At 37.8% G+C, this 26,079-nt stretch carries 26 protein-coding genes and 1 riboswitch; of the genes, 18 read left to right on the top strand and 8 right to left on the bottom strand.

The genetic code is table 11. The features are described 5' to 3' along the window. Positions 1 to 18: 18 nt before the first annotated feature. The 6 genes from JOC48_RS05050 to JOC48_RS05025 all read left to right on the top strand — a co-directional run bounded on the left by JOC48_RS05050 (position 19) and on the right by JOC48_RS05025 (position 6,537). Positions 19 to 720 (top strand): response regulator transcription factor, encoded by a 702-nt coding sequence (locus tag JOC48_RS05050; protein ID WP_204497985.1) that lies wholly within the window; start codon positions 19 to 21, stop codon positions 718 to 720. A gap of 1 nt (position 721) precedes the next feature. Continuing rightward, positions 722 to 2,098: a HAMP domain-containing sensor histidine kinase gene (locus JOC48_RS05045; protein WP_204497984.1), complete on the top strand. Its 1,377-nt coding sequence runs from the start codon at positions 722 to 724 to the stop codon at positions 2,096 to 2,098. 11 nt (positions 2,099 to 2,109) lie between these two features. Beyond that, complete coding sequence (locus JOC48_RS05040; protein ID WP_204497983.1) at positions 2,110 to 2,322, top strand: LPXTG cell wall anchor domain-containing protein; 213 nt, start codon at positions 2,110 to 2,112, stop codon at positions 2,320 to 2,322. Positions 2,323 to 2,399: 77 nt separating this feature from the next. Then, positions 2,400 to 2,990: a class I SAM-dependent methyltransferase gene (locus tag JOC48_RS05035; protein WP_204498121.1), complete on the top strand. Its 591-nt coding sequence runs from the start codon at positions 2,400 to 2,402 to the stop codon at positions 2,988 to 2,990. A gap of 39 nt (positions 2,991 to 3,029) precedes the next feature. Beyond that, the gene (locus tag JOC48_RS05030) at positions 3,030 to 4,940 is read left to right on the top strand and encodes a copper resistance protein CopC (RefSeq protein ID WP_204497982.1); all 1,911 of its coding nucleotides are present in this window, start codon (positions 3,030 to 3,032) and stop codon (positions 4,938 to 4,940) included. 136 nt (positions 4,941 to 5,076) lie between these two features. Further along, entirely contained in the window at positions 5,077 to 6,537 is a 1,461-nt protein-coding gene (locus JOC48_RS05025; RefSeq protein WP_204497981.1) for a UDP-N-acetylmuramoyl-L-alanyl-D-glutamate--2,6-diaminopimelate ligase, read from the top strand. 72 nt (positions 6,538 to 6,609) lie between these two features. Here JOC48_RS05025 and JOC48_RS05020 read toward each other — a convergent pair whose 3' ends face one another. Continuing rightward, a complete protein-coding gene (locus JOC48_RS05020) occupies positions 6,610 to 6,747 on the bottom strand; it encodes a YjcZ family sporulation protein (RefSeq protein WP_204497980.1) in 138 nt (45 codons plus the stop codon). A 434-nt stretch (positions 6,748 to 7,181) separates the two neighbouring features. Here JOC48_RS05020 and JOC48_RS05015 point away from each other — a divergent pair, with 434 nt between their 5' ends. The 8 genes from JOC48_RS05015 (at position 7,182) to JOC48_RS04980 (ending at position 13,051) form a co-directional block, all read left to right on the top strand. Then, positions 7,182 to 7,487 (top strand): lmo0954 family membrane protein, encoded by a 306-nt coding sequence (locus JOC48_RS05015; protein WP_204497979.1) that lies wholly within the window; start codon positions 7,182 to 7,184, stop codon positions 7,485 to 7,487. A 27-nt stretch (positions 7,488 to 7,514) separates the two neighbouring features. Next, positions 7,515 to 8,141 carry a PspA/IM30 family protein gene (locus tag JOC48_RS05010; protein WP_204497978.1) on the top strand — a complete coding sequence of 209 codons (627 nt, stop codon included), beginning with the start codon at positions 7,515 to 7,517 and terminating at the stop codon, positions 8,139 to 8,141. A gap of 82 nt (positions 8,142 to 8,223) precedes the next feature. After that, positions 8,224 to 8,955, top strand: coding sequence for a cell wall-active antibiotics response protein LiaF (liaF, locus tag JOC48_RS05005; protein WP_204497977.1), 732 nt, complete (start codon positions 8,224 to 8,226; stop codon positions 8,953 to 8,955). Further along, positions 8,952 to 10,001: a sensor histidine kinase gene (locus tag JOC48_RS05000; protein ID WP_204497976.1), complete on the top strand. Its 1,050-nt coding sequence runs from the start codon at positions 8,952 to 8,954 to the stop codon at positions 9,999 to 10,001. Before liaF ends, JOC48_RS05000 begins: the two co-directional genes overlap by 4 nt. Further along, positions 9,994 to 10,629 (top strand): response regulator, encoded by a 636-nt coding sequence (locus JOC48_RS04995; RefSeq protein WP_204497975.1) that lies wholly within the window; start codon positions 9,994 to 9,996, stop codon positions 10,627 to 10,629. The genes JOC48_RS05000 and JOC48_RS04995 overlap by 8 nt, the downstream gene beginning before the upstream one ends. 73 nt (positions 10,630 to 10,702) lie before the next feature. Further along, positions 10,703 to 11,542 (top strand): alpha/beta hydrolase, encoded by an 840-nt coding sequence (locus JOC48_RS04990; protein WP_204497974.1) that lies wholly within the window; start codon positions 10,703 to 10,705, stop codon positions 11,540 to 11,542. 118 nt (positions 11,543 to 11,660) lie between these two features. Beyond that, on the top strand, positions 11,661 to 12,206 hold the full coding sequence (locus JOC48_RS04985) for an HAAS signaling domain-containing protein (RefSeq protein WP_204497973.1): 546 nt from the start codon (positions 11,661 to 11,663) through the stop codon (positions 12,204 to 12,206). 5 nt (positions 12,207 to 12,211) lie between these two features. After that, positions 12,212 to 13,051, top strand: a complete 840-nt coding sequence (locus JOC48_RS04980; RefSeq protein WP_204497972.1) for a DUF4097 family beta strand repeat-containing protein — start codon at positions 12,212 to 12,214, stop codon at positions 13,049 to 13,051. Positions 13,052 to 13,216: 165 nt separating this feature from the next. Here JOC48_RS04980 and JOC48_RS04975 read toward each other — a convergent pair whose 3' ends face one another. The 3 genes from JOC48_RS04975 to JOC48_RS04965 form a co-directional block, all read right to left on the bottom strand. After that, the gene (locus JOC48_RS04975) at positions 13,217 to 13,816 is read right to left on the bottom strand and encodes a YpmS family protein (protein ID WP_204497971.1); all 600 of its coding nucleotides are present in this window, start codon (positions 13,814 to 13,816) and stop codon (positions 13,217 to 13,219) included. A 69-nt stretch (positions 13,817 to 13,885) separates the two neighbouring features. Then, positions 13,886 to 14,809, bottom strand: coding sequence for an SGNH/GDSL hydrolase family protein (locus JOC48_RS04970; RefSeq protein ID WP_204497970.1), 924 nt, complete (start codon positions 14,807 to 14,809; stop codon positions 13,886 to 13,888). 279 nt (positions 14,810 to 15,088) lie between these two features. Continuing rightward, a complete protein-coding gene (locus tag JOC48_RS04965) occupies positions 15,089 to 16,837 on the bottom strand; it encodes a PLP-dependent aspartate aminotransferase family protein (RefSeq protein ID WP_204497969.1) in 1,749 nt (582 codons plus the stop codon). Between the two features lie 149 nt (positions 16,838 to 16,986). Then, positions 16,987 to 17,096: riboswitch (SAM riboswitch) on the bottom strand. 169 nt (positions 17,097 to 17,265) lie between these two features. Here JOC48_RS04965 and JOC48_RS04960 point away from each other — a divergent pair. Beyond that, complete coding sequence (locus JOC48_RS04960; protein WP_204497968.1) at positions 17,266 to 17,742, top strand: Hsp20/alpha crystallin family protein; 477 nt, start codon at positions 17,266 to 17,268, stop codon at positions 17,740 to 17,742. A 41-nt stretch (positions 17,743 to 17,783) separates the two neighbouring features. Here JOC48_RS04960 and rarD read toward each other — a convergent pair whose 3' ends face one another. Then, positions 17,784 to 18,740 (bottom strand): EamA family transporter RarD, encoded by a 957-nt coding sequence (rarD, locus tag JOC48_RS04955; protein WP_204497967.1) that lies wholly within the window; start codon positions 18,738 to 18,740, stop codon positions 17,784 to 17,786. A 371-nt stretch (positions 18,741 to 19,111) separates the two neighbouring features. Then, positions 19,112 to 19,300 carry a gamma-type small acid-soluble spore protein gene (locus tag JOC48_RS04950; RefSeq protein WP_204497966.1) on the bottom strand — a complete coding sequence of 63 codons (189 nt, stop codon included), beginning with the start codon at positions 19,298 to 19,300 and terminating at the stop codon, positions 19,112 to 19,114. 247 nt (positions 19,301 to 19,547) lie between these two features. On the opposite strand from JOC48_RS04950, the gene cls reads away from it, so the two are divergent. Together cls and JOC48_RS04940 are read left to right on the top strand one after the other, a co-directional pair. Then, on the top strand, positions 19,548 to 20,981 hold the full coding sequence (gene cls, locus JOC48_RS04945) for a cardiolipin synthase (protein ID WP_239584219.1): 1,434 nt from the start codon (positions 19,548 to 19,550) through the stop codon (positions 20,979 to 20,981). Positions 20,982 to 21,008: 27 nt separating this feature from the next. Then, positions 21,009 to 21,515 carry an acyl-CoA thioesterase gene (locus tag JOC48_RS04940; RefSeq protein ID WP_204497964.1) on the top strand — a complete coding sequence of 169 codons (507 nt, stop codon included), beginning with the start codon at positions 21,009 to 21,011 and terminating at the stop codon, positions 21,513 to 21,515. Positions 21,516 to 21,565: 50 nt separating this feature from the next. On the opposite strand, the gene JOC48_RS04935 is transcribed toward JOC48_RS04940, so the two are convergent. Continuing rightward, a complete protein-coding gene (locus tag JOC48_RS04935; RefSeq protein WP_204497963.1) occupies positions 21,566 to 23,167 on the bottom strand; it encodes an HsdM family class I SAM-dependent methyltransferase in 1,602 nt (533 codons plus the stop codon). A 134-nt stretch (positions 23,168 to 23,301) separates the two neighbouring features. Next, entirely contained in the window at positions 23,302 to 23,631 is a 330-nt protein-coding gene (locus JOC48_RS04930; RefSeq protein WP_204497962.1) for a winged helix-turn-helix transcriptional regulator, read from the bottom strand. Between the two features lie 467 nt (positions 23,632 to 24,098). Here JOC48_RS04930 and JOC48_RS04925 point away from each other — a divergent pair, with 467 nt between their 5' ends. Continuing rightward, positions 24,099 to 25,994: an ABC-F family ATP-binding cassette domain-containing protein gene (locus JOC48_RS04925; protein WP_204497961.1), complete on the top strand. Its 1,896-nt coding sequence runs from the start codon at positions 24,099 to 24,101 to the stop codon at positions 25,992 to 25,994. The last annotated feature ends 85 nt before the right edge of the window (positions 25,995 to 26,079 follow it).

Here is a 26,079-nt window from a genome sequence, read left to right as displayed (position 1 = left end):
AAAAAATGAGGGTTGTAGATGACACATAAAATTTTAGTGGTTGATGATGAATGGAACATGCGTAACTTAATAAAGATTTATTTACTTAATGAAACCTTTGATATCGATGAAGCGAGTAATGGTGCTGATGCAATTTGGATGGTTGAGCAAACCCGTTATGATTTATTGGTATTAGATATTATGCTTCCAGATATCGATGGATGGGAGGTGTGCTCTACCATTCGTAAAACAAAGAACATACCTATTTTGATGTTAACAGCAAGAAACGATATGAAGGATAAGGTATTTGGCTTTGATATTGGGGCAGATGATTACTTGACGAAACCATTTGCGCCAGAGGAAATGGTTGCTCGAGTTAAAGCATTACTTCGCCGTAGTAATCGAACAGTTATGGAAGAGGAAGACACCCTTTTATTCATTGGTGAACTATCCATCAATAGTGAAAGTAGAGAAGTAAAGCTTAACGAACACCTCATTGATTTAACTCCAAAAGAGTTTGATATTCTCTATTTAATTGCAGCACATCCAAAAAGAGTATTTACAAGGGAAATACTGTTAGATAAAGTATGGCCTACCAACGAATTCCGTGATGCAAGAGCGGTTGATACGCATGTGAAAAATTTACGGGAAAAGCTTCGAAAGGCAGGGCTATCCTTTAATCCAATTAAGACGGTTTGGGGAGTAGGATACAAATTATTCACACCAGAGGATCGAGCATAACATGAATAAAATTGTTATGAAGCTTGGCGGAACTATCATGGCTCTGTTTTTCGTAGTGCTGTTACCTTTAGGCTATGTTGCCAATCAAATTTTTACTAACTTTTATTACAGTCAAGTCCAACAAGAAATAGGGGAGTTATCACAAAAATACGCTCGTACCATCCCTTCCCTTGAAGATGAAACTATTATCGGTATGTTTATGAATTTAGCAGAATTAACAAACAAAGAAATTGTGATTCTTGATGCATCTGGTACGGTGATTGCAGATTCAGGCACACAGATTGTAAATGTTTCTAATGAGGACATGAAGCATTTATCAGAGGGATATCCGGTCCAAAAAAGACTTGGTGATGCGGAAAATAACAGTAGTTATCTTGGATCAGGCCACCCGATTATCGAGTCCGGTATGTTTAAAGGTGCCTTCTTTGTTCTAGCTTCAGTAAACGATGTGGAAGAGCCTGTTAAAAAAATTAGAGATTTACTCATTTTGTCTGCCGTCGGAGCATTGTTTTTAGCGCTCGGGTTTACGTTTATCCTATCAAAGAAAATGTCCGATCCTCTTTTAGAGATGGAGAAAGCAACGCGGGAAATTGCCAAAGGAAATTTGGATATCCGAGTAAGTGTCCCTTCGGATGATGAACTAGGTTCTCTAGGTAAAGCCATTAATAACCTTGCAGTGGAAACAAACCGTTATCGATCTAATCGAAGCGAATTTTTTGCGAATATCTCGCATGAATTACGTACACCGATCTCGTATTTGCGAGGCTATTCTCAAGTATTAAAACAAGGCCTTTATCAATCGGAAAAAGAAAAGCAACAATATTTGAATATCATAGAAGATGAAACAGACCGGTTAGTTCGGCTAATTAATGATTTGTTTGATTTATCAAAAATGGAAGAAGGCAAACTAGATCTTGCGTTCGAAAAAGTAAAGCTTGATGATATATTGGAAAAGGCTCTTCTTAAAGTGAGTATGGAAATGGAACAAAAAGGGTTATCTTTAAGAAGTGATATAGATAAGAAAATCTCTTCTATAGATGGAGACCCGGTTCGCTTAGAACAAATTGTTGTGAATTTATTAGGAAACGCGATTCGATATACTGAGAAGGGGTTTATTGATGTAAAAGCATGGTACGAAAAGAATCAAGTTCATGTGATCATAGAGGATACCGGTGTTGGGATTCCTGAAGAAGAGATCCCGTTTATTTTTGAACGGTTTCACCGCGTTGAAAAATCGCGTTCAAGGGAGCTTGGAGGAACTGGGTTAGGATTATCGATTGTAAAAAACTTGGTTGAACTACAGAATGGAACTATTTCCATAGATAGCAAGGTTGGTAAAGGGACAAGATTCGAGTTAAGATTCCCAGCAGCAGAGTAAGGGGGACAGAAATGAAAAAGATAGAATGGTTAATCGTTATTTTACTAATTACAATGGGCTTGGGGTGTCTAACGGTTTCGGCTACAACGATGTGGGGAACTGAGTCATTCGAAACTTATTTAACGACGTTTCTGCAGCTTTGCCTATGGATGGGTTTACCTATTTTAATTTTAGGAATTGTATATCTTTTATTTTTAAAGAAAAGAAAAAATAATAAGAAATAAAGCTCCTTGCAAAAAGGGGTCTGACCCCAGGGGTCAGACCCCTTTGAATAATATGGAGGATGGACGAGGTGATGCATATGGGGAAAGGCTTTTCTCATTTTTATGATATTGCGATGAAGCCCCTTGAGCAGACAAAGTTTAAACGAATTAGAAAGGGCCTGTTAAAGGAAGCTGTTGGAAGGGTGCTTGAAATTGGTTCAGGAACAGGAGTTAATTTTACCTATTATTCAAATGCACTTCAGGTAGATGCTATCGAACCTAACCCTCTAATGATGGAACAGTCATTAAAACGCCAAAGAAAAGCAAAAATTCCCATTCAAACTTATTTAGTTTCAGCTGAAAAACTTCCTTTTAGCGATAATACGTTTGATTCAGTCGTTGCAACATTAGTATTTTGCACCATTCCGGATCCAGAGAAAGCCCTTAGAGAGATAGAACGAGTAAGTAAACCTGGTGCTACCCTGTTACTTTTTGAGCATGTAAAAATGAGTCATCCTTTTTTAGGGAAAACCCAAGAGGTGTTAACGCCGTTATGGAAAAAAGTTTGTGATGGGTGCCATCTAAACCGTGATACTTTGAAGCTAGTAGAACGGTCCAGTTTTTCTATAATGAATGTCCATACATTCTATAAAGGATTATTCATCGTGGTGACATGTGAGAAAGAATAGAATAATTAGTTTTGTTGATCAAAGGGGACAAGTTTTTTTATGTTTTATATAATTCAAAGGATTAGCTTGTTGCTTATCATAGCTGTGGCAACTAATTTTACAATGTTTAGTACGTTAGCAGAAGCTCATTCCTCATTAAAGGAAACTTATCCGGAAGGGAACGCCGTATTGGAAAAGTCACCTTCAGAGATTCAAGTTTGGTTTCAAGATCCTGTAGTCATCCACGGGGACTCTATTAAAGTAATGGATTCGAAAGGAAAGGAAATCCCAACTAGGAAGAGCGAATTGGATCCTGAAGACAAACGGCATATCGTTACTAAACTAGAAGAAGAGTTAGAAGCTGGTAAGTACAAGGTAAAAATAAATGTCATTGCTCAGGATGGCTTTGTTGTGGAAGAAGCGTTTACCTTTTCAGTTGATGGAGAAAAAAAAGAATCGGAATATAAACAGCTTGAATTAGTGGAATCGAACGTATCTGATGGAAAAATCTATAATGAGGCACCAAATCAGATTGATTTAGGCTTTAACCAACCTGCTGAAATCACTGCATTTGGAATTTTTGATGATAACTATCAACCGATTGCAACAGAACAAGCAAAAATAAATGAAGAGAATCCCAACCATATCAAGGTGCCAGTCAAGGAAAAGCTTGACCCTGGTACTTATCAAATTACCTGGTATGCATCTCCCATTAACAAAGAAGACAGCCCGGTACAAAGGGATAGAGTAGGTGTCTTTTATTTTGCTGTCGATGAGTTTTCATCAATGAGACCTGTTGGGGATACCCAGAATACAATCGATACGGATACGTTTAGCTTTTCGTTTGGGTTAAAGCAGATGGCTTATTGGTTAACGTTTATTGGGTTAACGGTTTTATTTGGACTAGCATGGTTTGATACGGTTATTTACAAAAATATAAGAAGAGTGAAAATAGATCGATTGTTTTATTTGCTCAGTGTGATTGGTATTATTTTATTAATCTTACATCATCGATTAGACTTATCTGGGCTTCACCTTAAAGATTTTTTTGCAATAAAATTTGTTTGGATACCTATTTTACAGATTATCCTTATTACCCTTGGGATATGTCTAAGAACGCTCCGTGTGGTAATGATTGGTTTGGCCCTTCTTCTATGGCCATTTATGATAGGACACGCTTCATACCCTCGCTATGGCGGTTATGTAACGATGACTGTAAATGTGATCCATATCTTAGCTGCTGGGATATGGATGGGTGGCTTAGTTGCATTGTTGTTGAAGCCAAAACATCAGGACTCTCAAGAATGGTTTAAAAAGGTAGGTCCATCCTTCTCTAAGTGGGCAGTGACCAGTGTGATACTCATCATATTTTCTGGCGTTTGGATGTCCGCTAAATTTCTTCCATCCTTTTCATGGATTAGTTTAATGGAAAGCGAATGGGGGCGTGCGCTGATTATCAAGGTCACTCTGTTTTTAGTGCTTTTGATGATCGGATATATCCAACGGAAAATAGTCAAACAGATGAAGAGAAAAATTATTCATTCCTTTTTTAAAAGAGTAAGAACAGAAATAATCTATGGTGTACTTGTTTTCTTCTTTGCTGCAAGCTTAGTTGCTGCCAATCCTAGTGCTGCTGAGCAAGGAGTATATGAGGAGCCAGTAGAACGACAAGATGATCTAGAATTGAATGTAGAAATTGCCCCATTAGAAATGGGGCTGAACACGATAACGTTAGATTTTGCTAATAATCCTGATATAAAAAATGTTGCTGTTGAACTAAGTATGCCTCCAAATTGGCGGATTAAAGTAAATGCGTTTAAAGTTGATGAGGGACTATATAAACTGACTGGAAACCTACTCCATGCTGCAGGCACCATTAATATGAAGGTGAACGTAACACTTGATAATGGCAAAGTAATCGAGATTCCGTATCGGATTGTTGTTCCTGGTGAGATACGATTTAATGAATAAAAGGAATAAATTCACTCTTTTGCATATACATTATATATGTGTTACAAAATGGATATCTGTACATACTTAAGATAGAAATTAGTGTACAATGAATCTAAAAGTTGTTCAAAAAGCAGAATCAAGGAGTTTCAACTCGATGGAATTACTACAAGTATTAAAAGATATACAGCATGAATGCAAGTCTCTCGATACTTTAGACCGTTTAAAGATAACAGGGATAGCGGAATCCTCTTCCAGCATAAAAGAGGGTTTTCTTTTTGTAGCAATAAAGGGGAATACATTTGATGGCCATCATTTTATCGATGATGCAATAACTAAAGGTGCATCTGCGATTATTGGGGAACAAGAATTAAGCGGTTTGTCTGTCCCGTACATAAAGGTGGAAAATAGCAGACAGGCGCTTGGGGTTCTGGCAAAAAACTACTATGGAAACCCATCCAAATCGAAAGTAATGATCGCTGTTACAGGCACGAATGGAAAGACAACAACGAGTTATCTTTTAAAGCATATTTTAGAAGAAAATGGATTATCCTGCTCATTGATTGGAACCATTCAGACAATCGTTAATGGAGAAAGCATGAAGTCGAAGAATACGACACCGAGTTCGCTAACCATCAATCATCTATTAAATAAAAGCAAGGATCAATTTGTCATTTTAGAAGCATCTTCTCATGGATTGTCCCAATACCGTCTAGAAGGAATGGAGTTTGATTTATGTTTATTCTTAAATTTGACTCACGAACACCTTGATTATCATGAGACGTTAGAAAATTATTTTGAAACAAAGGCAAGTCTTTTTAATAAATTGAAGCGTGATGGGAAGGCCATTATTAATGCAGATGATATTTGGGGGAGAAAGCTGGTTGAGAAGCTACAACATGAACAAGTCCAAACGTTTTCCGTTGGTCAATCGATGGACAATGACTACTTTATTAGCAAAATCGAACCTTCACCAAATCCGACCATTAAAATAGAAGAAAATTCGAAACAACAGACGATTTCTTTTCCTATGGCGGGAACACATAATTTATACAATGCTGCAATGGCTTATGCTGCAGCACAACAACTATCTATACAAACGAAGGATATCATCGATTCAACCAAAACTTTCCCCGGTGTAGATGGGAGATTTGAAGTGTTCCCTCAACAAAATGGATCAAATGTCATTGTTGATTATGCACATACCGCTGATGCAGTTTTCCATTGCTTACATACAGCGCGTTCCTCCGGGGCACAAAGGATTATTCATATTTTCGGTTTTAGAGGCAATCGGGATACGACAAAAAGAAAAGAAATGATTCAAATTACTGCTGATTTAAGTGATCAATATGTATTGACGATGGATGATTTAAATGCAGTACCTTTGAAGGAAATGTTACATACATTGGAATCGCTTAATAGTACCTATGGCAATGACAAGGGTGTTATCATACCTGATCGTACCTTAGCGATTGAACATGCAGTAGCAAATAGTAAAAAAGGCGACTGGATTATTATTACAGGAAAAGGCCATGAACAATATCAACAAGCATTTGCTTTACCAACAAAAACGGACAAAGAAACGGTGATGTACTTTAAAAGCCTGAAGTTAAAATAACTACCATCCATTGTATATTTTTTCATAAAAAGAGGCTGCCCCATTTTTTGGGACAGCCTCTTTTCTAACAATTTAGTACCATGCTGCGCCTACAATAATGAGAAGGATAAACAGTACAACAATTAATACAAATCCTCCTCCGGCACCATAGCCGCTACAGCCTGCACCATAACCGGCACCATAGCCATATCCACCATATCCGAAGCCCATTAATATTCCTCCTAACTTCAATCTTTAGTAACTGTCACAACGACAAGAAGCGCCTATGATCATTAGTAGAATCTAATAAGATGAATCCTCCGTCGTAGCCACGCCTTCTCCAGCAAATACTGCACGATTTGAAAAATACACTTCCTTCGTTGTCTACTAGTAGCTTATGTAGTTATGTGAAAAATGTAAGGGTTTATGTCCATTCACTTGTAATCATCGCTTTAAGTAGTTTTATAGATTGAGTTAGATTAGAAAAAGCAAGTTGAAGTAACTCCTATGCTTTTCCCTGAAAAATAAGTTATCGTTACACAAATTTGCCATTAGAGACCTATATCAAGATAAGACTAAGGTCTTAGTTAAAAATATACCCTAGGGCCATTAAATCGGGCGAGTAATCTCGGTATGATAAGAGCATGAAAGGAGGGAATAAAAAAATGAAAACATTCCTACTAATCCTGCTTGCAATCGTTGCAGGTATCATCATTCTTGCCAACCTAGGCCCGATGATTATCCTACTGGTAAGTTTACTTGTTTCTTACTATGCGATTAAAAAATTCATCTTAGCAAATACAGCAATGGAAAAGGTACTTTGGGGATTTGCGATTTTACTTGGTATCGCTATTTCCTTGTCGAACGTCCCAGCATTAATAGGCGTTGCCTCCTTTGTCGTGCTTTATTATGCCTATAAAAAGTGGAAAAGTGAAAAGGACCAAAAGTATCTAGAAGAAATTTATGAATAAAACACAATAATTAAAGGAGCGAAAATAATGAGCAATCTATTTACAAGAATAAAAGAAACGATCAGCGCAGACTTACATGAAGTTTTAGATCAAAAGGAGCAAAAAAATCCAATTGGTCATGTGAATCAATATATACGTGAATGTGAGCAGGAAGCGAGAAAAATAAAGCATCTGGTTGATAAGCAATATGACATCAAACAACAGTTTTCCCGTGAGCTTCAGCAAGCGAAAGCAATGGTGGAAAAAAGAAAGCGTCAAGCAGCAATTGCTCAAGAGGCAAATGAAACAGAATTACAGGAGCAAGCATTAGAAGAGCAGCTTCAATATGAAGGAAGAGTTCAGCAGTTACAGGAAATAACAGATAAAGCACGGAACGAATTAGAACTTCTGGAAACCAAGTATGTTCAAATGCGTCATAAACTAAAGGATTTATACGTAAAAAGAATGGAATTAAAGTCTAGGGAGAATGTTGCAAGGGCACATAAGGGAATGAATAAAGTACTGCAATCTGATTTGGCAGCCAAAAGCACATCTAAATTTGAGGAATTGGAAAGCTACATTGAACGATTGGAAAATCAAGTCAAATCGGATTATCGTCTATACACGCTAGATGCAAGATTTGCAGAGCTCGAAAAAAGAGTTGCTTCTAAGTAGTTTCATGGTAGTCTTAAGAGAGAATTGCTAAGGGGGTCAGACCCCTTAGTGAGACTTTATTTTTAAACAGAGGAGAGCTCCTATGATTAATAAAGCGAATATAGGCATCGTAGATATTCTGTTGCTTGGGACGATGCTTCTATTTCTTGTCGAATTGTTGTTTCTTAACACTGGACTCCTCATCTTTTCGGTCATTTTTATATTGCTCGTTTATTTTGGCAAGAAAACCTATTATCGACCTCGTGGGAAATTCATGTTTTGGGTGGGTGCCTTCTTCCTTGCGGTTACAGTGATGAACACGATTGCATTTAAAGTTTTGTTAATGGTCGGGGTTATTTATTTTGTTTACAAATGGTATAAGTCAAAGCAAGATCCGGCTTATTATGCACCGCAGTTTACTGAGCATGAACCGGATGAACCTGAAAAAATTGTTCGAAAAAAGGTTGTCTTTACGAATAATTGGTTTGGGGAGCAAAAGACTCCGCCCCGTGCGTATGAATGGCAAGATGTCAACATTCAAACGGCTGTCGGAGACGTCATTATTGATTTAAATTATACAGTTATTCCAAAAAGTGAACCGGTAGTTGTCATCCGTAATCTTGTAGGTAATGTGCAGATTCGTGTTCCGTATGATGTGGAAGTTAGTGTTCATCATTCGGTTATGTTTGGTACGGTTAAAATATTGGACCATGTAGAACCGAATGTATGGAATAAGGTGCTTCATCTGGAAACACCGAATTACTCGGATACGAATCAAAAAGTTAAAATCTTTACTTCGATGGTTGTTGGGAAAATCGAGGTGATTAGAGGATGAAAACGGTTGTTAATCGCTCGATTGTCCTTGGTGCAATCTATTCCTTTTGTTTATTTTTAGTGTTGGGGGGAATGTTTTTTCTTGCTTTTCCGCTACAGGATTGGACTTTATTATGGGAACAAACTTTGTTTGAACTACCATTTGTTTTGATTGCACCAGTAGTATCACTTGTGGTTGGAGCAGGTTGTGGAATGATTGTTGGCCTAGTAAGTAGAAAGCAATTATCAATCGTAGTACAATCGGTGGAAGCATTAAACCGCGGCACGAATTTTGAGGTAGACAAACAGATCAATATGACCGAAATTGCATCCTTGCAGCTGAAGTTAAAAGAGGTTCAACAATACATCAATGAACAAACGAAACGAACACAACGTTTAGTTGATGAGCGAGTAGAAGACCAGGAAAAGCAAATCGAACAAGTTGTTTCCGAGGAAAGAAATCGCTTGGCAAGAGAGCTTCATGATTCCGTCAGTCAAGAGTTGTTCGCAGCATCGATGATGGTATCGGCAATGAATGAGTCAACGATGGATAAAAGTGAAATGCTAACAAAGCAGTTAAAGCAAATAGAAGCTATTATACAACAAGCACAATTAGAAATGAGGGCCTTACTTTTACACCTGCGTCCTGTTGCATTGAAGAATAAATCCATTACAGAAGGGGTCAAACAGCTATTAGAAGAGCTGCAGCAGAAGGTTCCGTTGGAAATCAATTGGAAAATGGAACAGGTACAGCTCAGTAAAGGGGTAGAGGATCACCTGTTTCGAATTTTACAGGAATCAATATCCAACACATTAAGGCATGCAAAAGCAACTACATTAGACGTTTGGTTAGTGGAGAGAGACCATTTCGTTATTTTACGTGTAACCGATGATGGGGTTGGTTTTGACATGGAAGAAAATAGTGCCGGCTCTTATGGACTGACGAATATGAAAGAAAGAGCTGCTGAAGTTGGTGCAAATTTTCGGATGATAAGTATTCCAAATGAAGGAACTCGTTTAGAGGTTCGTGTTCCAATCATTGATATAGAAGGTGAACGAATTGATTAAAGTATTATTTGTGGATGACCATGAAATGGTTCGTATTGGGGTTAGTTCCTATCTGTCCACACAAGCTGATATTGAAGTTGTAGCTGAAGCGGACAATGGGAAAAAAGCGGTGGAGTTAGCATTGGAGCTCCGTCCGGATATTATTCTGATGGACCTAGTCATGGATGAAATGGATGGGATTGAAGCAACAAGAAAAATCGTTCAAGCATGGCCAGAGGCAAAAATTATAGTTGTCACTAGTTTTATCGATGATGAAAAAGTATATCCAGCACTCGAAGCTGGTGCGACAAGTTACTTGCTGAAAACTTCGAAGGCAAGCGAGATAGCGAAGGCGATTCGCTCCACCTATGAGGGAGAGTCTGTGTTCGAATCAGAAGTAACGAATAAAGTGTTATCGAAAATGAGAACGAAAAATGTTGTCCATCCCCATGAATCGTTAACTGCAAGAGAAATGGAAATCTTGTTATTAATTGCTCAAGGAAAAAACAATCAAGAAATTGCAGACGAATTATTTATTGCTTTAAAAACGACGAAGGTTCATGTCAGTAATATATTGAGTAAGCTCGAAGTTAGTGATCGAACACAAGCAGCTATTTATGCGTTTAAGCACGGTTTAATCAAAGGTTAGATGGAAGATTGCGCGTTGTCGTTCTATCCAATAATTGGTAAGATATAGGAAAAGTAAAGCGGAGGGGATATTGATGTCAGCAACAAATTTACCTGATCTTTTATCTTATCAAGCAACAGATGGAAACCATTTATATTACCGTCATTATGAAGCGAGTAATCCAGGAAGTATCGTTATCCTACTGCATGGAATTGGGGAAGACAGCAAGTATTTGGAGCCATTAGCTGCTTATCTTTCATCTGAAAATTTAGCCCACGTATTTACTCCTGATTTAAGAGGTTATGGAGAGAACCCAATACGTAGAGGAGATCTTGATTATATTGGGCAGCAAGAAGAAGATATTGCAGAATTGATTAAGCAATTAAAGAAAACATATCCATCTACAAAAGTAATTTTAGCCGGTCACTCTGCCGGTGGTGGGACATTTATACGGTTTGCAGATAGTAAATTTGCTAGTTTGGTAGATAAGTATTTACTGTTGTCCCCATTCGTGCATTTTCAGGCTCCGATTATGAAGAAGACCGAGGAGACTGAAAAGAACAAGGTGTGGATGGGAAGGCTGATTAAGCTCATGCTTCTAAATAAACTCGGTTTTACGAAACAGAATCATTTGCCAATATATAGAAGATTTAAGCCGGAAGAATTATTCCATGGTACAGAGACATTAACGCTAAGCTATCGATTATTCATGTCACGCATTCCTGATAATTATAAAAAAGCGCTGGCTAATCTACCTGAGTCTACGTTACTCCTAATTGGCGATCAAGATGAGGAGTTTGATCATACAAAATATGAACCCTTATTCACAAAATACTCCACGACAACACCTCAAGTGATAGCAGATACAGACCATAACGGTATTCTATTCCACCCAGATAGCCTAGACAAAATAAAGAACTGGATAACTGATTAAATTGTAAGACTGCTTTCTAAAAGATTGTTGCTTTGCCTATTTGTTTAGTGGAATCATATTTTATTATCTAGAGTGTTTAATCACAATGTAAGTGTATGGATGGAGGAGGGTTATTAGGATGACGAAAAAAGATTTTTTGAAGGAATTAGACTACCGGCTGAGAAAGGTGCCGCAACAGAAACGTAAAGAAATTATCGATGAATATGAAGAGCAGTTTGACATTGGTTTTACAGAAGGAAAAACAGAGGCCGAGGTTGCAGCTGCATTGGGAATTCCGAAAATGATTGCAGATGATATATTAGCAGATGTCGATGTTCAAGTAATAGAAAAGGGGAACCCAACGACAAGTATTTCCCGAGTCATCATTGCTGCGATTGGTTTATTCTTTTTCAACTTAATTTTTTTGCTAGGTCCAGTAGTAGCAATCATTGCGGTGTATCTATCGTTTTCAGCCGTTGGAATAGCCTTCTCCTTAACACCACTGGCCTGGCTTGTCTCCATTGTTCTTGGGCAGGCAGCAAATGTGCTCGGTGAATTTTTTATTGTTTTAACGGTTTCTAGTTTGGGTGTGCTTATTTCCATCGGTATGATGTATGTCGGTAAAGGATTAATTAAAGGAATTGGAACATATGTAAAATTTAATATTCGGGTCATTAAGGGGTGACGGGTATGAAAAAAGTTGCACTTATTGCGTTTATTTTTTTCATTATAGGTATTGTAGGCTCTCTTACTTTTAGTAGAGATGTATTTTCCATGAAGTCAGAAAATACTATTCAAGAGTCAAAGGTTGTTGATGGAGAGGCAATCGAATCTGTAGAGATCATAATGGATGTAGGAAAAGTCAACGTAACAGAAAGTATCGATGATTCGATCCACATCGAACTAAAAGGAAAATCATTAAATAAGCAATTGCAATTTGATGTCATAGAAGATGATGAAAAGTTAACGATTGAAACCAGGCAAAAAGATAAGGGGTTCCAATTTAATATCACTTCTCTATTTCGTTTTAATGAATCATTACAGTTAGATGTTCAATTACCTGCAAAAACCTATCAAAAGGTTGATGTAAAAACAGGTGTTGGTCAGATAAATATAGATTACTTGACGATTAATGAGCTAATAGCAAGTTCTGACGTCGGAGCCGTTCATATAGAAGGTGTGATTAGTGAAAGAGCAGTTTTAAAAAGTAATGTAGGAAAAGTTGATGTGAGGCAGGGAGTCGGTGCATTTACGATCGAAACAGATACGGGAAAAGTGGAGATGGATATGGTTGCGTTTACAGATGATATCATGGTGAAAACAGATGTAGGAGAAGCAGAAGTATCTGTCCAAGAACAACCAACCAGTTTATTGCTAAGCCTTCAGAGTAATGTCGGGGATGTGTCTGTTAAAAATTTAGATATTGTCTCCGAAATGTCTGGCAAAAGTTATTATAAGAAGGTGGGAAGTGGCTCACCGAAAGTTCATGTGCAGACAGATGTGGGAAAAGTTTCTGTTATAGGCCGCTAAGGAGAATGGACCTTTTAAGTGAATTCGTGCAATACAAGGAGAGAAAAGGTGCTGAATGTAACGAAAACGCCGAGGCTCATATAGTTCAATGCCAATCTAGTGCTGAACTCAATCAAACCAGAAGTATGATTGAGTTCAGTTCCTAGTCTTGTTCTCTCTCTAAAACTATAAGCCTAACGTTTCATTTGGAACTTTTATTCGAAACGAAATGTTATCATTTTTTAAGTCGAACTGTTGAGCCTTTATTTTAAAATTACTTTTAATATCCATTTGCGTAATGGCAACATAAATATTCTCTTCCTTTGGATTAATGACTACCCATTCAGGTGTAGGAATATTTCTTTGTAAATATTGCAACACTCTTTTATTTGGAAGATGTAATAATCCTAAAGAAATTTCTTTTTGGTTTAAGATTAAGTCTCCATTTTCCAGGACAACCGGCTCCAATCTAATGGAGATTGGAATTTCTGTATCAAAAGCTTCAATCGACCCCATTAGGTGGACATCATCGCCAAAGTCAACCGTATATTTGTCGCCTTTGTTATCTAAAAGTTTATCAACATAGGCATTGACAAGCTCATTTAGGTTCTCTTTGCTTGAACGAATGGTGAATTCTGCCCCATCTTCCTCTTCAATAAATTCTTTTTCGGGTACCTGTGTATGTGGCACAGGCCACATGATCAGTAATAAAATAATAAGGACACAAGCAAGAATAAAACTAAATAATCCGTACGTTAGTACTTTCCATTTATTGATTCCGTCCATTTCTACTCACCTTTTCTCAAATGTCAAAGTCCTTTACGCAATACACAGCAGCATTAGCGGCAGCCTAAATTAGAAGTCTTCCTTTTTCTCAATTGATGGTTTAATAAAATGAAGGACACGCTCTGCCATTAACTCATACCCGTTAATATTAGGATGAAACTTATCCTCTGCGAATAAACTTTCATCACCATCTTGAAATAAGTCTCTAATTGGAACGAAGGTTACTTGATCATAACGGCTTGCAACAGCTAAGTTCGTTTGATTCCAATTTTCAATAATTAAGTTTAGTTGTTCAATATCACCAAAGTATTTTTCGAATGGGTTATAAATGCCAAGCAGATAAATCTCTGTTTCCGGATTCATTGTTTTCATTCTTTCAATTATTTCTCGAAGCCTATCTTCATAATCATCCAATTCCACTCTAAATGGTTCATAATGAAGGTTGGTAAAATTGTTTTGCACTACTTTCATGATATCATTAGCGCCGATTGTTATAAGTGTAAGGTCAGCGTTTTCAATCGATGAGGAAATTTCGGGATCTTCAAGTCTCTTTAGCAATTGATCAGACCGATTGCCTCGCTTCCCATAGTTGACAATATCTATCGATTGATCCATTTCCTCAAATGTATGATTAAGAATCCCTACATAGCCACCATTATTTGTTTCATCGCCGACACCTTGGGTTAGGGAGTCGCCTATCGCTACAATAGATAAGTCCTCTTTTATAAATAAATTAACGGCACCCTCAATCACATGCTTAACGGTCTCTTTTATGTTGCTGGCAATATTATGATTGGCCTGTTCTTCTTGATTTTGTTCAGGTTCTTCCTCTTCCTTATCCTCTTCTTCCTGTTGTCCCTCTTCGATAATTTGTGAATCTTTCATCTCTTCTTCATGTGGAACATAACTTGTTGAATGATCAAAAGAATATGAAACTCCAAGTAAAAGGAAGAGGATGGCGAATGTTGAAATAATAAGTATAGACTTGCGCATGCACACCACACCTAAATGAATTTAACTATATTTTTCCCTATTCTAATCGATACAAAACGAGTAATTAGGATACTTTATTTTATGATAACTTGTTCGTAATTAGCAATAACTATTTTAAAGGAGTTATATTTTCATTTAAAGGGGGGGATTTAGAAAGAAAAAGAAGGAGCAGTCTCCCTGTCCTTCTTTAAATGGTTTCTTTATTTTTGTGTCTACCAGAACATTCACTGATTTAAGAAAATTAGTGGTACTTCCTCCATTTAATGAAAGGATACAATCTTATACACGAACTGTTTCCCTTGTTTCATTTCGACGGATTCGATCCAGTTCTTTAAATGGATTCAAGTTTTCAACCACAACAATACCGTTTGCTTCTGCAAGCTTTTTCGTTGCTTCATTTCCGTTTTCTAACCAAAGAATTTTCACGTTACTTTCCTCTATGCCGTCTACAAAGGCTGCATCCTTTGCATAAAGAACATCAATGTCAGAAGAGACAGATTGAAGTGATGGCACGGTTTTTACGCCAAATAATGTTTCCTCTTGATCATCAATTGGTGCAATATTATAGCCAAGTGACTGAAGCTTCTGAATGGTTTGATACCCTTCATCTGTCGGTTCATTCACTACACCAGCGACCGCGATTGTCTTTTGTCTAACCTGTCCATCTCCCCTAGCAAATGGCGAAGATAGAGCCCATTCGATTGCCTGTGCTTCTGTTGGAACAATCGTTGGTTCTGTTCCAGTCGCTTTTGAAATTGCTTGATCCAAATCTTTAATAATATCATCAACGGTTTCTATTCCAACGGATAAGCGAATAAGCTCTGCCGTTACACCACTACTTTTTAAACCTTCTTCATCTAGCTGCTGGTGTGTAGTGGAAGCAGGGTGGATAATTAATGATTTTGCATCACCAACATTGGCAACATGAGACCATAGGTTAATATTGTCGATAACCTTTCTGCCAGCCTCACGACCACCTTTAATTCCAAAAGTAATGATGGAGCCAAATGTGTTCGATAAGTATTTTTTAGCTAGTTCATGGGATGGATGCTCCTCCAACCCAGGATAAGTAACCCAATCGACAGCAGGATGATTTGATAAGTATTCTGCAACACGCTCTGTATTTTCACTATGTTTTTGAATACGTAGATTTAACGTTTCTAGTCCCTGTAAAAAATAAAAAGCATTTTGTGGACTTAAGCATGCACCAATATCTCGTAATAGCTGTACGCGAAATTTGATTGCAAATGCTGGAGCACCGATGTCCTGTGCATAGCGTAAGCCGTGATAACTACTATCAGGTTCAGTAAAGCCAGGGAATTTTTCATTATTCCAGTTAAATCTTCCCCCATCAATCACTACCCCGCCAATCGATGTTCCGTGTCCACCGATCCATTTTGTTGCAGAGTGAACAACGATATCTGCACCCCATTGGATAGGCTTACACCCATACGGGCTAGCAAACGTATTATCAATAATAAGCGGAATGTCATGTTCATGAGCAATGCTAGACACCACTTCTAAATCAAAAACATTGAGACTAGGATTAGTTATGATTTCACCAAAAATTGCTTTCGTTTTCGGTGTGATTGCGTGACGGAAGTTTTCTGGATCAGAACCGTCAACAAAAATCACATGAATCCCATATTTCGGAAGGGTAGTCGAAAATAAATTGTATGTTCCGCCATATAGGTTACTATCAGCAATAATTTCGTCTCCGGAGTTGGCAATATTTAAAATAGAAAGTGTGATCGCTGCTGCCCCAGAAGAAGTAGCTACTGCTGCCACACCATCTTCTAGTAGCGCCATTCGTTGTTCAAAGGCATCAACCGTTGGATTCATAATACGGGAATAAATATTTCCTTGTTCAGCTAATGCAAATAAATTTTGTGCATGCTCTGCATCTTTAAAAAGATAAGAAGTCGTTTGGTAAATTGGTACCGCTCGTGATCCTGTTGTTGGATCGGCTGTTTGTCCTCCATGAAGCAATTGTGTTTCTGTTCCTTGAAAATCAAAAGAATTTCCCATCAATGATTCCTCCTCAAATTATTTTCCTAGGTACGAACAATTGTTAAATCCTTCAGGACGTTTGGAGAAGATGCTTCGCTTGGTTAGAGGTAGAGGCAAAAGAAAAAGCCCCTCTTTTAAGAAGAGGGACTGTGCACTTTCCGTTCCTCCTCTTATCTTCCAGATCGGTGACCTGTAGGATTTAGCACCTTTTCAAGCTTTACACTTGAAGGTTGCTGGGCATCATAGGGCCTAGTCCCTCTGCCGCTCTTGATAAGAGATTACAATATCACTTAGTAAAAAGTATAGGTTAATATTCCCAATCCGTCAACCACTTTTTGGAAGCTCATCTTGCCTTTTGATAAAAAAAACTGAGCGAATGTCTATGTCAAATAGAAAGTCTGGTACATAAGCTGATAGTAAAAAAGTGAGAAAGGGAGGGAATACTTATGGGTGAGGAACCAAGGCGACCAAAGAAAAAGCCTGATTTTCAAGAGATGGGCTCCGACTTTTTACGTAAAATGGATGACTTTTTTACAAATAAACCGCCAAGAAATATTTTGGATTCCATTGATTCATTCTTTCAAAATCAATCATTGCCAGCAAGAATTCCTGTCGATATGTTTGAGACAGATAAGGAATGGATCGTAAAAGCAGAACTGCCAGGGGTTAATAAAGAAGATATTAAAGTAGATATTAGCGGGGATCGCGTAAACATTTCATTAACGAATGATGAAGATGTAAAACAGTATGATGAAAAGCATGAGTTTTATCAGCGAGAAAGAAAATACTATCACACAGAGCGGACCGTTCAGTTGCCTTATGCAATTGATAAACGAACTGCAAAAGCAAAGTATAACAATGGAATTCTGGAGATCCGCGGGCCCAAGAAACCTCGTTCCAACTACCACTTAGATATTGAATAAGAACAAATAATGGAGCCGTGATTTGCGGCTCCATTATTTGTTCATTTGGTGACTTTTTGAACGTCCTCTTCAAAAGATTTCCGTTTGTACACCATTTTTTGCTCTACCTGTTTAAAGGCTTTTGTTTTCGATGCAGTATAAATCGCAAGTGCCGTCCATATTAAGAGGAATGCAACGAAATGTGCATTGGTAAATTCCTCATTATATAGGAATACGCCTAAAATTAACATGAGGGTAGGGGCAAAATATTGCAAAAATCCAATCATGGATAAAGGGATTCGTTTTGCTCCACTTGCAAACAGCAAAAGAGGTACTGCTGTTGCAATTCCTGATAAAATTAGTAAAACCGTCGTTGTATTCCATATTTCTGGAAGAGTTCCTATATCGATTCGCTGATAAACTAAAAAAATCAATGCAATTGGTGAAACGATTAATGTTTCAATCGTAAGACCGAACATTGAGCTAATCTTGACGGTCTTTTTTAATAAGCCATATAACCCAAATGAACACGCAAGTACAATCGACACCCATGGGAAAACACCATAATTAAGCGTCAAGTATAGGACTCCAATTGCTGCTAAAATAAATGAAAATAATTGCCACTTCGTTAACTTTTCTTTTAAGATGAGCATTCCAAGCAGAATACTAATTAATGGATTAATATAGTAGCCGAGACTTGCTTGAATCACATGATCGTTGTTTACTGCCCAAATAAAAATAAGCCAATTAAGACTTATGAAGATGGAAGCTAGCGTAATTCCCGCCAGTCTTTTTTTATCTTGAAGGATTCGCTTTCCTTCCTTTATAAATCGTTTAAAGCTTCTTGTCACGAGCAATAAAATGACCATAAAGACCAGTGACCAAACAATACGGTGTGCCAATATGGACCCAGCAGAAACCCCGTCTATCGCTTTCCAATAAATCGGGAGAAATCCCCATAATATATATGCCCCTGCTGCGTACAGGATGCCTATTTTCAGTTCATGATTATTGTTCATTATGATTACCTCGGTTCCCAGTAGAATATGATTAAGTTTAGGGGCTTTAGCAACAAAATGCAATACATCCGCTTATCCAATATTTGGTTGGGGAATTCAGCAAATCAATAAAGTGGGCTCTCGTTCCGCTAAATCGAAAAAAAGCTGTCACAATAGGGGGGAGTCGGATTCTGGTTCCGTTAATAGCACAAAGTTGATGAAATGTTGGGTTGAAAAAGGCAAATAACGGAACGAGAATCCTAAACCATGCTTAAAACGATGGTTTTAGAGTAAATAACGGAAGGAGAATCCGCCAAATCAATAAAGTGGATCCTCATTCGGCTAAGTGAACAATTTTGTGTATTCTTCTGCTTCAAAGATAGTAGGAAAAATCATCGCTGGTTCTGCTGTATTTCGTTTCGAACTTGTTCCGCATTCGTGTTACTAAATTTGTTCGTGTTGTGACCGCCTGTTGTTCTTGCTATATATTCCTTGGCTTCATTATAAGACATCCCCGAATGCTGATTTTTCTTTTTCACGTCATCTATATTCGTACCACTAACCGTAAATTTGTTTGCCAATGTTTATCCTCCTTCTTAATTAAAACCATTGAACGACTTCTTCTATCAGTTTTTCCAACCAAATCACCATTACTCGAGTCAACAGTTGGAAATAAATGAAGCCCAAGCCTGTGTATAGGAAAGCCGGAAAGGCAAATGGCTAATTGGAATAGAGAAAAGTAAACGGAATGATGTCAAGGAATTGTACATATATGCTATATTATGGGTAGGTGTGGAATTCCGATTAGGGGGCTTTAATGTGGATGTTATGTCGTATTTATTAGGATCGCTTTTATTCTTTAACATACTATTAGCCCTAACGATTGTCTTCTTAGAGCGAAAAAATGCCACTGCAACTTGGGCATGGTTAATGGTATTATTATTCATTCCTGTAGTCGGATTTATTTTATATCTTATTTTTGGAAGAAAATTGAGTAATAAAACAATTTTCACTTGGGATACGAAGAGTAGACTTGGGGTAAAAAAAGTAGTGCAGCAGCAGTTACGTGCTTTAGAAAAAGGTACGTTCCAAATTCATCAACAGAGTCTCCTCCCGTACAAGGACTTATTTTATTTACATTTAAGAAATGATGATGCAATTTTTACCCAAGATAACGATGTAGAAGTATTTACAGATGGAGAAAAGAAATTCCATGCCTTGTTAAATGATATAGAAGGAGCAAAGGACCATATTCATTTGCTCTATTACATCATTCGTAATGATGGACTTGGAGAGCGAGTGTCAGAAGCTTTAATCAGAAAGGTAAACGAAGGCGTTCAGGTTCGGTTACTATTTGATGATTTGGGGTCTAGAACGTTAAGTCGTAAATTTATCAAAAAATTACAAAAATCTGGTGTGGAGGTAGAGTCGTTTTTCCCTCCATTGATTCCAAAAGTCAACCTTAAGATTAATCATCGAAATCATCGAAAGCTGGCCATTATCGATGGGAAAATAGGATATATAGGTGGCTTTAATATTGGTGACGAATACTTGGGCTTTAATAAACGTTTTGGCTATTGGCGTGATACACATTTAAAAATTACCGGTGGAGCCGTTCAGCAAATGCAAACCCGTTTTATTTTAGATTGGAATCAGGCTTCACAGCATGCCATCGTTTATGAGGATAGGTATTATGCTTCAGAACCGAGTGGAGAAATCGGCATTCAAATTGTTTCGAGCGGACCTGATTCGGAATGGGAACAAATTAAAAATGGCTATATCAAAATGATTTTAGGTGCCAAGGAGCATGTGTTTATTCAGACACCATATTTCATCCCGGATGACAGCCTTGCTGATGCCCTGAAAATAGCCGTTATGTCTGGTGTTGATGTTCGAATTATGATCCCAAATAAGCCAGATCATCCGTTTGTTTATTGGGCAACGCTGTCTTATATTGGTGAGTTATTGAAGGCAGGAGCAAAGGTCTATATCTATCAAAATGGATTTCTCCATTCTAAGTCAATAGTTGTTGATCGGACAATTGCCTCCGTTGGAACAGCGAATATCGATGTGCGGAGCTTTCGTTTAAATTTTGAAATCAATGCATTTTTATATGATGAGACATTGGCAGCAAGGCTAGTAGAAGAATTTAAAAAAGATATTATCTTATCCTCACAGTTAACGCTTAAACTTTATCAGCAGCGGTCTTTATGGGTACGTTTTAAGGAATCTATTTCAAGATTAATATCACCTATTCTTTAAGAAAAGATGGAAAGCGAGGCAAAAACGATGAAATCAAAACCATGTGCTGCATCCTTAACGGTAAAAACTGCTTTCGTATTACCACCTGATACAAACAGCTATGGAACGTTATTTGGTGGGAAACTAATGGCACATATTGACGAGATCGCTGCGATTGCTGCTACGAGGCACGCACAACGGCATGTCGTTACCGCTTCAACCGATTCCGTAGACTTTCTGCATCCGGTAAAAGATGGAGACACGATTTGCCTGGAAGCATTTGTCACATGGACACATCAAACGTCAATGGAAGTGTTCGTTAAAGCAATAACAGAAAATGTAGTGAACCAAACGAGGACGGTTTGTGCAACAGCATACATGACAATGGTTGCCCTTGATGAAAACCACAAACCAACCACAGTACCTGGTGTGTATCCGGAATCAGAGGAAGAAAAATATTTACATCAAGATGCAGCCCAGCGAGCAGAGCAAAGAAGAGAAAGAAGAAAAAGGTCGAAGGAAGTAGCAAGAAAGTTTGGCTCTGCTTTTCCATAAGTTAGCATGGATGGAAAAGTAGTTTTTTCTGCTTAAGTAGCGGGTAAATCCTATTTGTTTTTAATCATCAGCTGTTTAAAAATCTGGTTGAGCTCCTCTAATGCATCTGAAGGTTCTATTACCTTTTTTTGAAGCTGTTGATTGCGAATGTTCGCATAAAGCTTTCGAATCATCTGTTTGTCTACGGTAGAAATCTCATCTAAATCAATGACAGGTGCTTGATTTAAATCATTCGGTTCCAACTTTTTTAAGCCACTTCCATATTCACGATGCTGCTCTTCAACAATCTGATGACAGATATCCGTTAAAAAATAAGCCATCAAAATGTCCGTTTCCTTGTCATAGGCTGGATGTACATAAATACCATGAAACGCAGTCAAATGATATACGTTAGCTTCATTACGAATAAACCGTAACTGATTACGGCTGAAAACGTTAACAAGTATCGGTGCAGGTTCTCGATGTTCACTTTTATACCATGGCCTACGATTTTTTGTTAAATACCGCTCGTTCACTTTATTTTCCTCTCCGAAAGTAAGGTACTTGTGAACGTTAGGATCAAGCGAATCTTTTTCTTGAATCGTTAACAGTTGAACAGGTGCCCCATCGGAAACCAATTGTTGATAATTCTCGGTCGAAAAAAAGTTCGTCTTCAATTGATGAGATTTCGTCACACACGGTCGGAAATAGGTTGAACCCAATCCCCATGCTTGTCTTTTTTCTTCATCAAAGCAAAAAAAGTGATTCGCCCCCGTTGCAATTCCTCGTGTGACTTTGGCAAATGTAGATAGGGGTTTTAATCCCTGAAAGTCAGATTTGACACGATTTTGATAAAACGCTCGCCACTTAATCGATGGATCTAATTGGTGATAGGGGACTGTCTTTCCAATTGATTCGCCTTCATAAAAATTTTTCAAGCGATGCTGAACCGTATGTATCTCTGAAGGCTGAGAAATTTGGATGAATTCCATTTGTTCAGCCTTTACTTGATTATCAAAAAATAACAAACAGGAAGTAGTTATCGCATCATCAAACCACCCTTGCTTAAAGTCAGCGACAACGATAAGATGTAAGTTTTGTTCATTTAGGAAAAAGGATTTTATTTTTTCACCATAGCCAGCATTAAGGAAATCAGAAGGTACAATAAACGCAGCACGACCATTAGAGCTTAGTTGATGGAGCGCCTTAAAAAGAAAGAAAGCATAAAGGTTACTGAAGCCAGAGAACTTCATCCCTAGTTGTTCTTGGAAAAGCTGATTATAGAGTTTTTTCTCCTTTAATTTTCTAAACGTGACATACGGAGGATTACAAACAATTCCATCGTAGGATTGTTCCCAATTACTCATAAGGAAGTCCTGTTCGTGCAGAATAAGGTTCGGTTTGTGTTGGAGGTATTGTTGGGCAGCGGATAAAATCAATGGGTCAATGTCATATCCTTCAACTTTTATATCGTCTGGCAGGGATTCAACGAGATGGCCCAGTCCAATGGAGGGTTCAAGAACAGTATCGATATGTGGGCAAGCAGTAATCCATTGTACAAATAGATCAGAAATAAAAGCTGGGGTGAAATACTGACCGAGCTGCTTGCGGTGTACCGGGGAAGTTGTTGACAGATAATGATGCTGAATATATTTTATATCTTTTTTTTCCATGTGAACCGTTCCCTTCGTTGAAAAAAATCTAGCAAAAGTGGTATGGTGGGTATCTTTACTTTGCGAGGGACCAGATAAAACTATTCATAGAAGTGGAAAAAAAGCCGCTTCAAAGGCGGCTTTTCTGTCTGAAATTATAGGTTACTATTTTCCACTTCTTTTTTTGTAATCCAGCTTTCCGACCATGATTGAATTTCCTTAATAACAGGATCTAATGCTTTTCCTTTATCCGTAAGTGCATATTCAATCCGTACAGGAAATTCAGAATATACCTTTCTTTCGATGATTTGTTCCTGTTCTAGCATTTTTAATCGTTCCGATAATAATCTGCCACTGACAGGAAGCTCTGACTCCATTTCAGAAAAACGTTTGGGACCCTCAAGTAATTCAAATAGTATTAAGCCAACCCACCTCTTGCTGAAAAGCTGCATTGCTTTTTCAAATCGCGGACATAATTCTTTCATCGTCTTCATCACCCCTGCTTTTTTACGAACACGAAGCACTTTGTTTATCTATGTTGACAGCTTAACCTGACTAATATACACTTTACTTACTAAAAGTAACTATAACTATGTTACCTTTAGAATAGCATATTAGCGAGAAATAGTAAATATGGCGCATATTCCATTAGAGTCGTTTACCATAACCGATGTAGCGTTAACCATTAGTAATTTAGACGTTCCATCGAATTTTATACGAAGTAATTTTATATTGATACATTGTAGATCCATGAAATGAGATTCTTTCTAAATAAAATAGCATGTAACTGCAAGATCAGAATAGAATCTCATAGAGGTTCTATTTTTTCTTTTTAAAGGAAAAAACGTAGAGGTCAGAACTTACCAAAAGCATAATAGTAGCTAACAGTTTTAACTAATCCGACATTCTTATATAATGTTTACATATTGGTAAGTTTGAAAGGTGACATTTTATGAGCATATTATCCGTAGAAAATTTGTATAAATCATATGGAGACAAGGTATTATTTGATTCGATTTCGTTTACAATCGAAGAAAGAGAGAGAATTGGTTTAATCGGTGTAAATGGAACAGGTAAATCAACATTATTAAAAGTGCTAGCAGGGTTGGACTCATCGGAACAGGGGTCGATCAAGCATGCCAATGATTTTCATGTGGAGTATTTAAGTCAGGAGCCACAATTAAATGAAGATTTAACCGTATTGGAGCAAATCTATTATGGCGAATCGGATTTAATGAAGGTGATGCGCCACTACGAAAAGACATTGTTAGAATTAGAGGCGAATCCGAACAATGAATCCTTACAAAATAAACTGCTTCAAGTGCAGCAGCAAATGGAGCAGCAGGATGCATGGGATGCCAATACAGCTGCTAAAACAGTGTTAACAAGGCTGGGAATAACAGCCTTTGATAAACAAATCAGTCAGCTTTCTGGTGGTCAAAAAAAGCGGGTAGCCATTGCAAGTGCACTCATTCAACCGGCAGATCTATTAATTTTGGATGAACCGACGAACCATCTCGATAATCCAACGATTGAATGGTTAGAAAGCTACTTGCCACAATATAAAGGTGCCATCATTCTAGTGACGCACGATCGTTATTTTTTAAATCGAATAACGAATCGGATTTATGAACTGGATAAAGGGAATTTATATATTTATGAAGGAAACTATGAAACCTTTTTGGAAAAGAAAGCCGAGCGTGAGGAACAGGAACTTCAAAATGAACAAAAGCATAAAAACACGTTAAAACGAGAACTTGCTTGGTTAAAAAGAGGTGCAAAAGCTAGAACGACGAAACAAAAAGCACGGATTCAACGTGTGGAGGATATGAAGGAAACAAAGTTTGATACAAGCTCAGAACAGGTAGATTTTCAAGCTGGTTCGACCCGCCTCGGGAAAAAAGTAATCGAGTTAGAAGGTATTGAAAAGTCTTATGGCGACGGAGCGATTATAAAAGATTTTGACTACTTGATTACGCCGGGTGATCGGATTGGCATCATTGGACCGAATGGGAGTGGAAAAACAACCTTATTAAATATAATGGCGAATCGAACTTCTGCAGATAGCGGGCAAATTGAAATTGGCCCGACAGTGAAAATTGGTTATTATACACAGGACCATTCGGAAATGGATGAGAACCTGCGTGTGATTGAGTATATACGTGAGGAAGCAGAAGTTATTCATACAGCGAAGGGAGAGGTCATTACAGCAGAACAAATGCTGGAACGATTTTTGTTCCCGCGTTCCCAACAATGGACGTATATTCGTAAGCTGTCCGGAGGGGAACGGAGAAGGCTCTATCTATTGCGAGTGCTGATGAGTGAGCCTAACGTTCTTTTTCTTGATGAACCAACCAATGACTTAGATACGCAAACGCTAGGTGTGCTAGAAGATTATTTAGATCAATTTCCTGGTGTCGTTGTCACTGTCTCACACGATCGATACTTTTTAGATCGTGTGGTTGATCAGTTGATTGCTTTTGAAGGGAATGGCAGTACGAGAACCTTTTATGGCAATTATTCGGAATATTTGCAGCAGGTCACAGAAACGAAAGCGCAAACAGAAAAAACAAATAAGCAGAATCACCAAACTAAGCAACCAACTAGAAGAAAAAAGCTTTCCTATAATGACCAAAAGGAATGGGATGGAATTGAAGACCGGATTACGGAATTAGAGGACAAGCTGGAAAAAATAAAAGCTGATATTGCAGCGGCGGGCAGTGATTTGGAAAAGGTCCAGCAGCTATACGACGAACAACGAGTGATCGAGGAAAAGCTAGAATATGCGATGGATCGTTGGACGGAACTATCGATGTTAATTGAGGAGATAGAAAACGAAAATGCTTAAATAGCTACAAAAGTACTTAAGCTTTATGATTTTGATCTTTTGTGGAATAATAGCTTCAGAGTATGAGATGAGGCTGCCCCAACAA

Source organism: Aquibacillus albus, from assembly GCF_016908325.1.
Taxonomy (GTDB): Bacteria; Bacillota; Bacilli; order Bacillales; family Amphibacillaceae; genus Aquibacillus_A; species Aquibacillus_A albus.
Note: the sequence above shows the minus strand (reverse complement) of the source record. Positions and strands in the feature narration are given on the sequence as shown.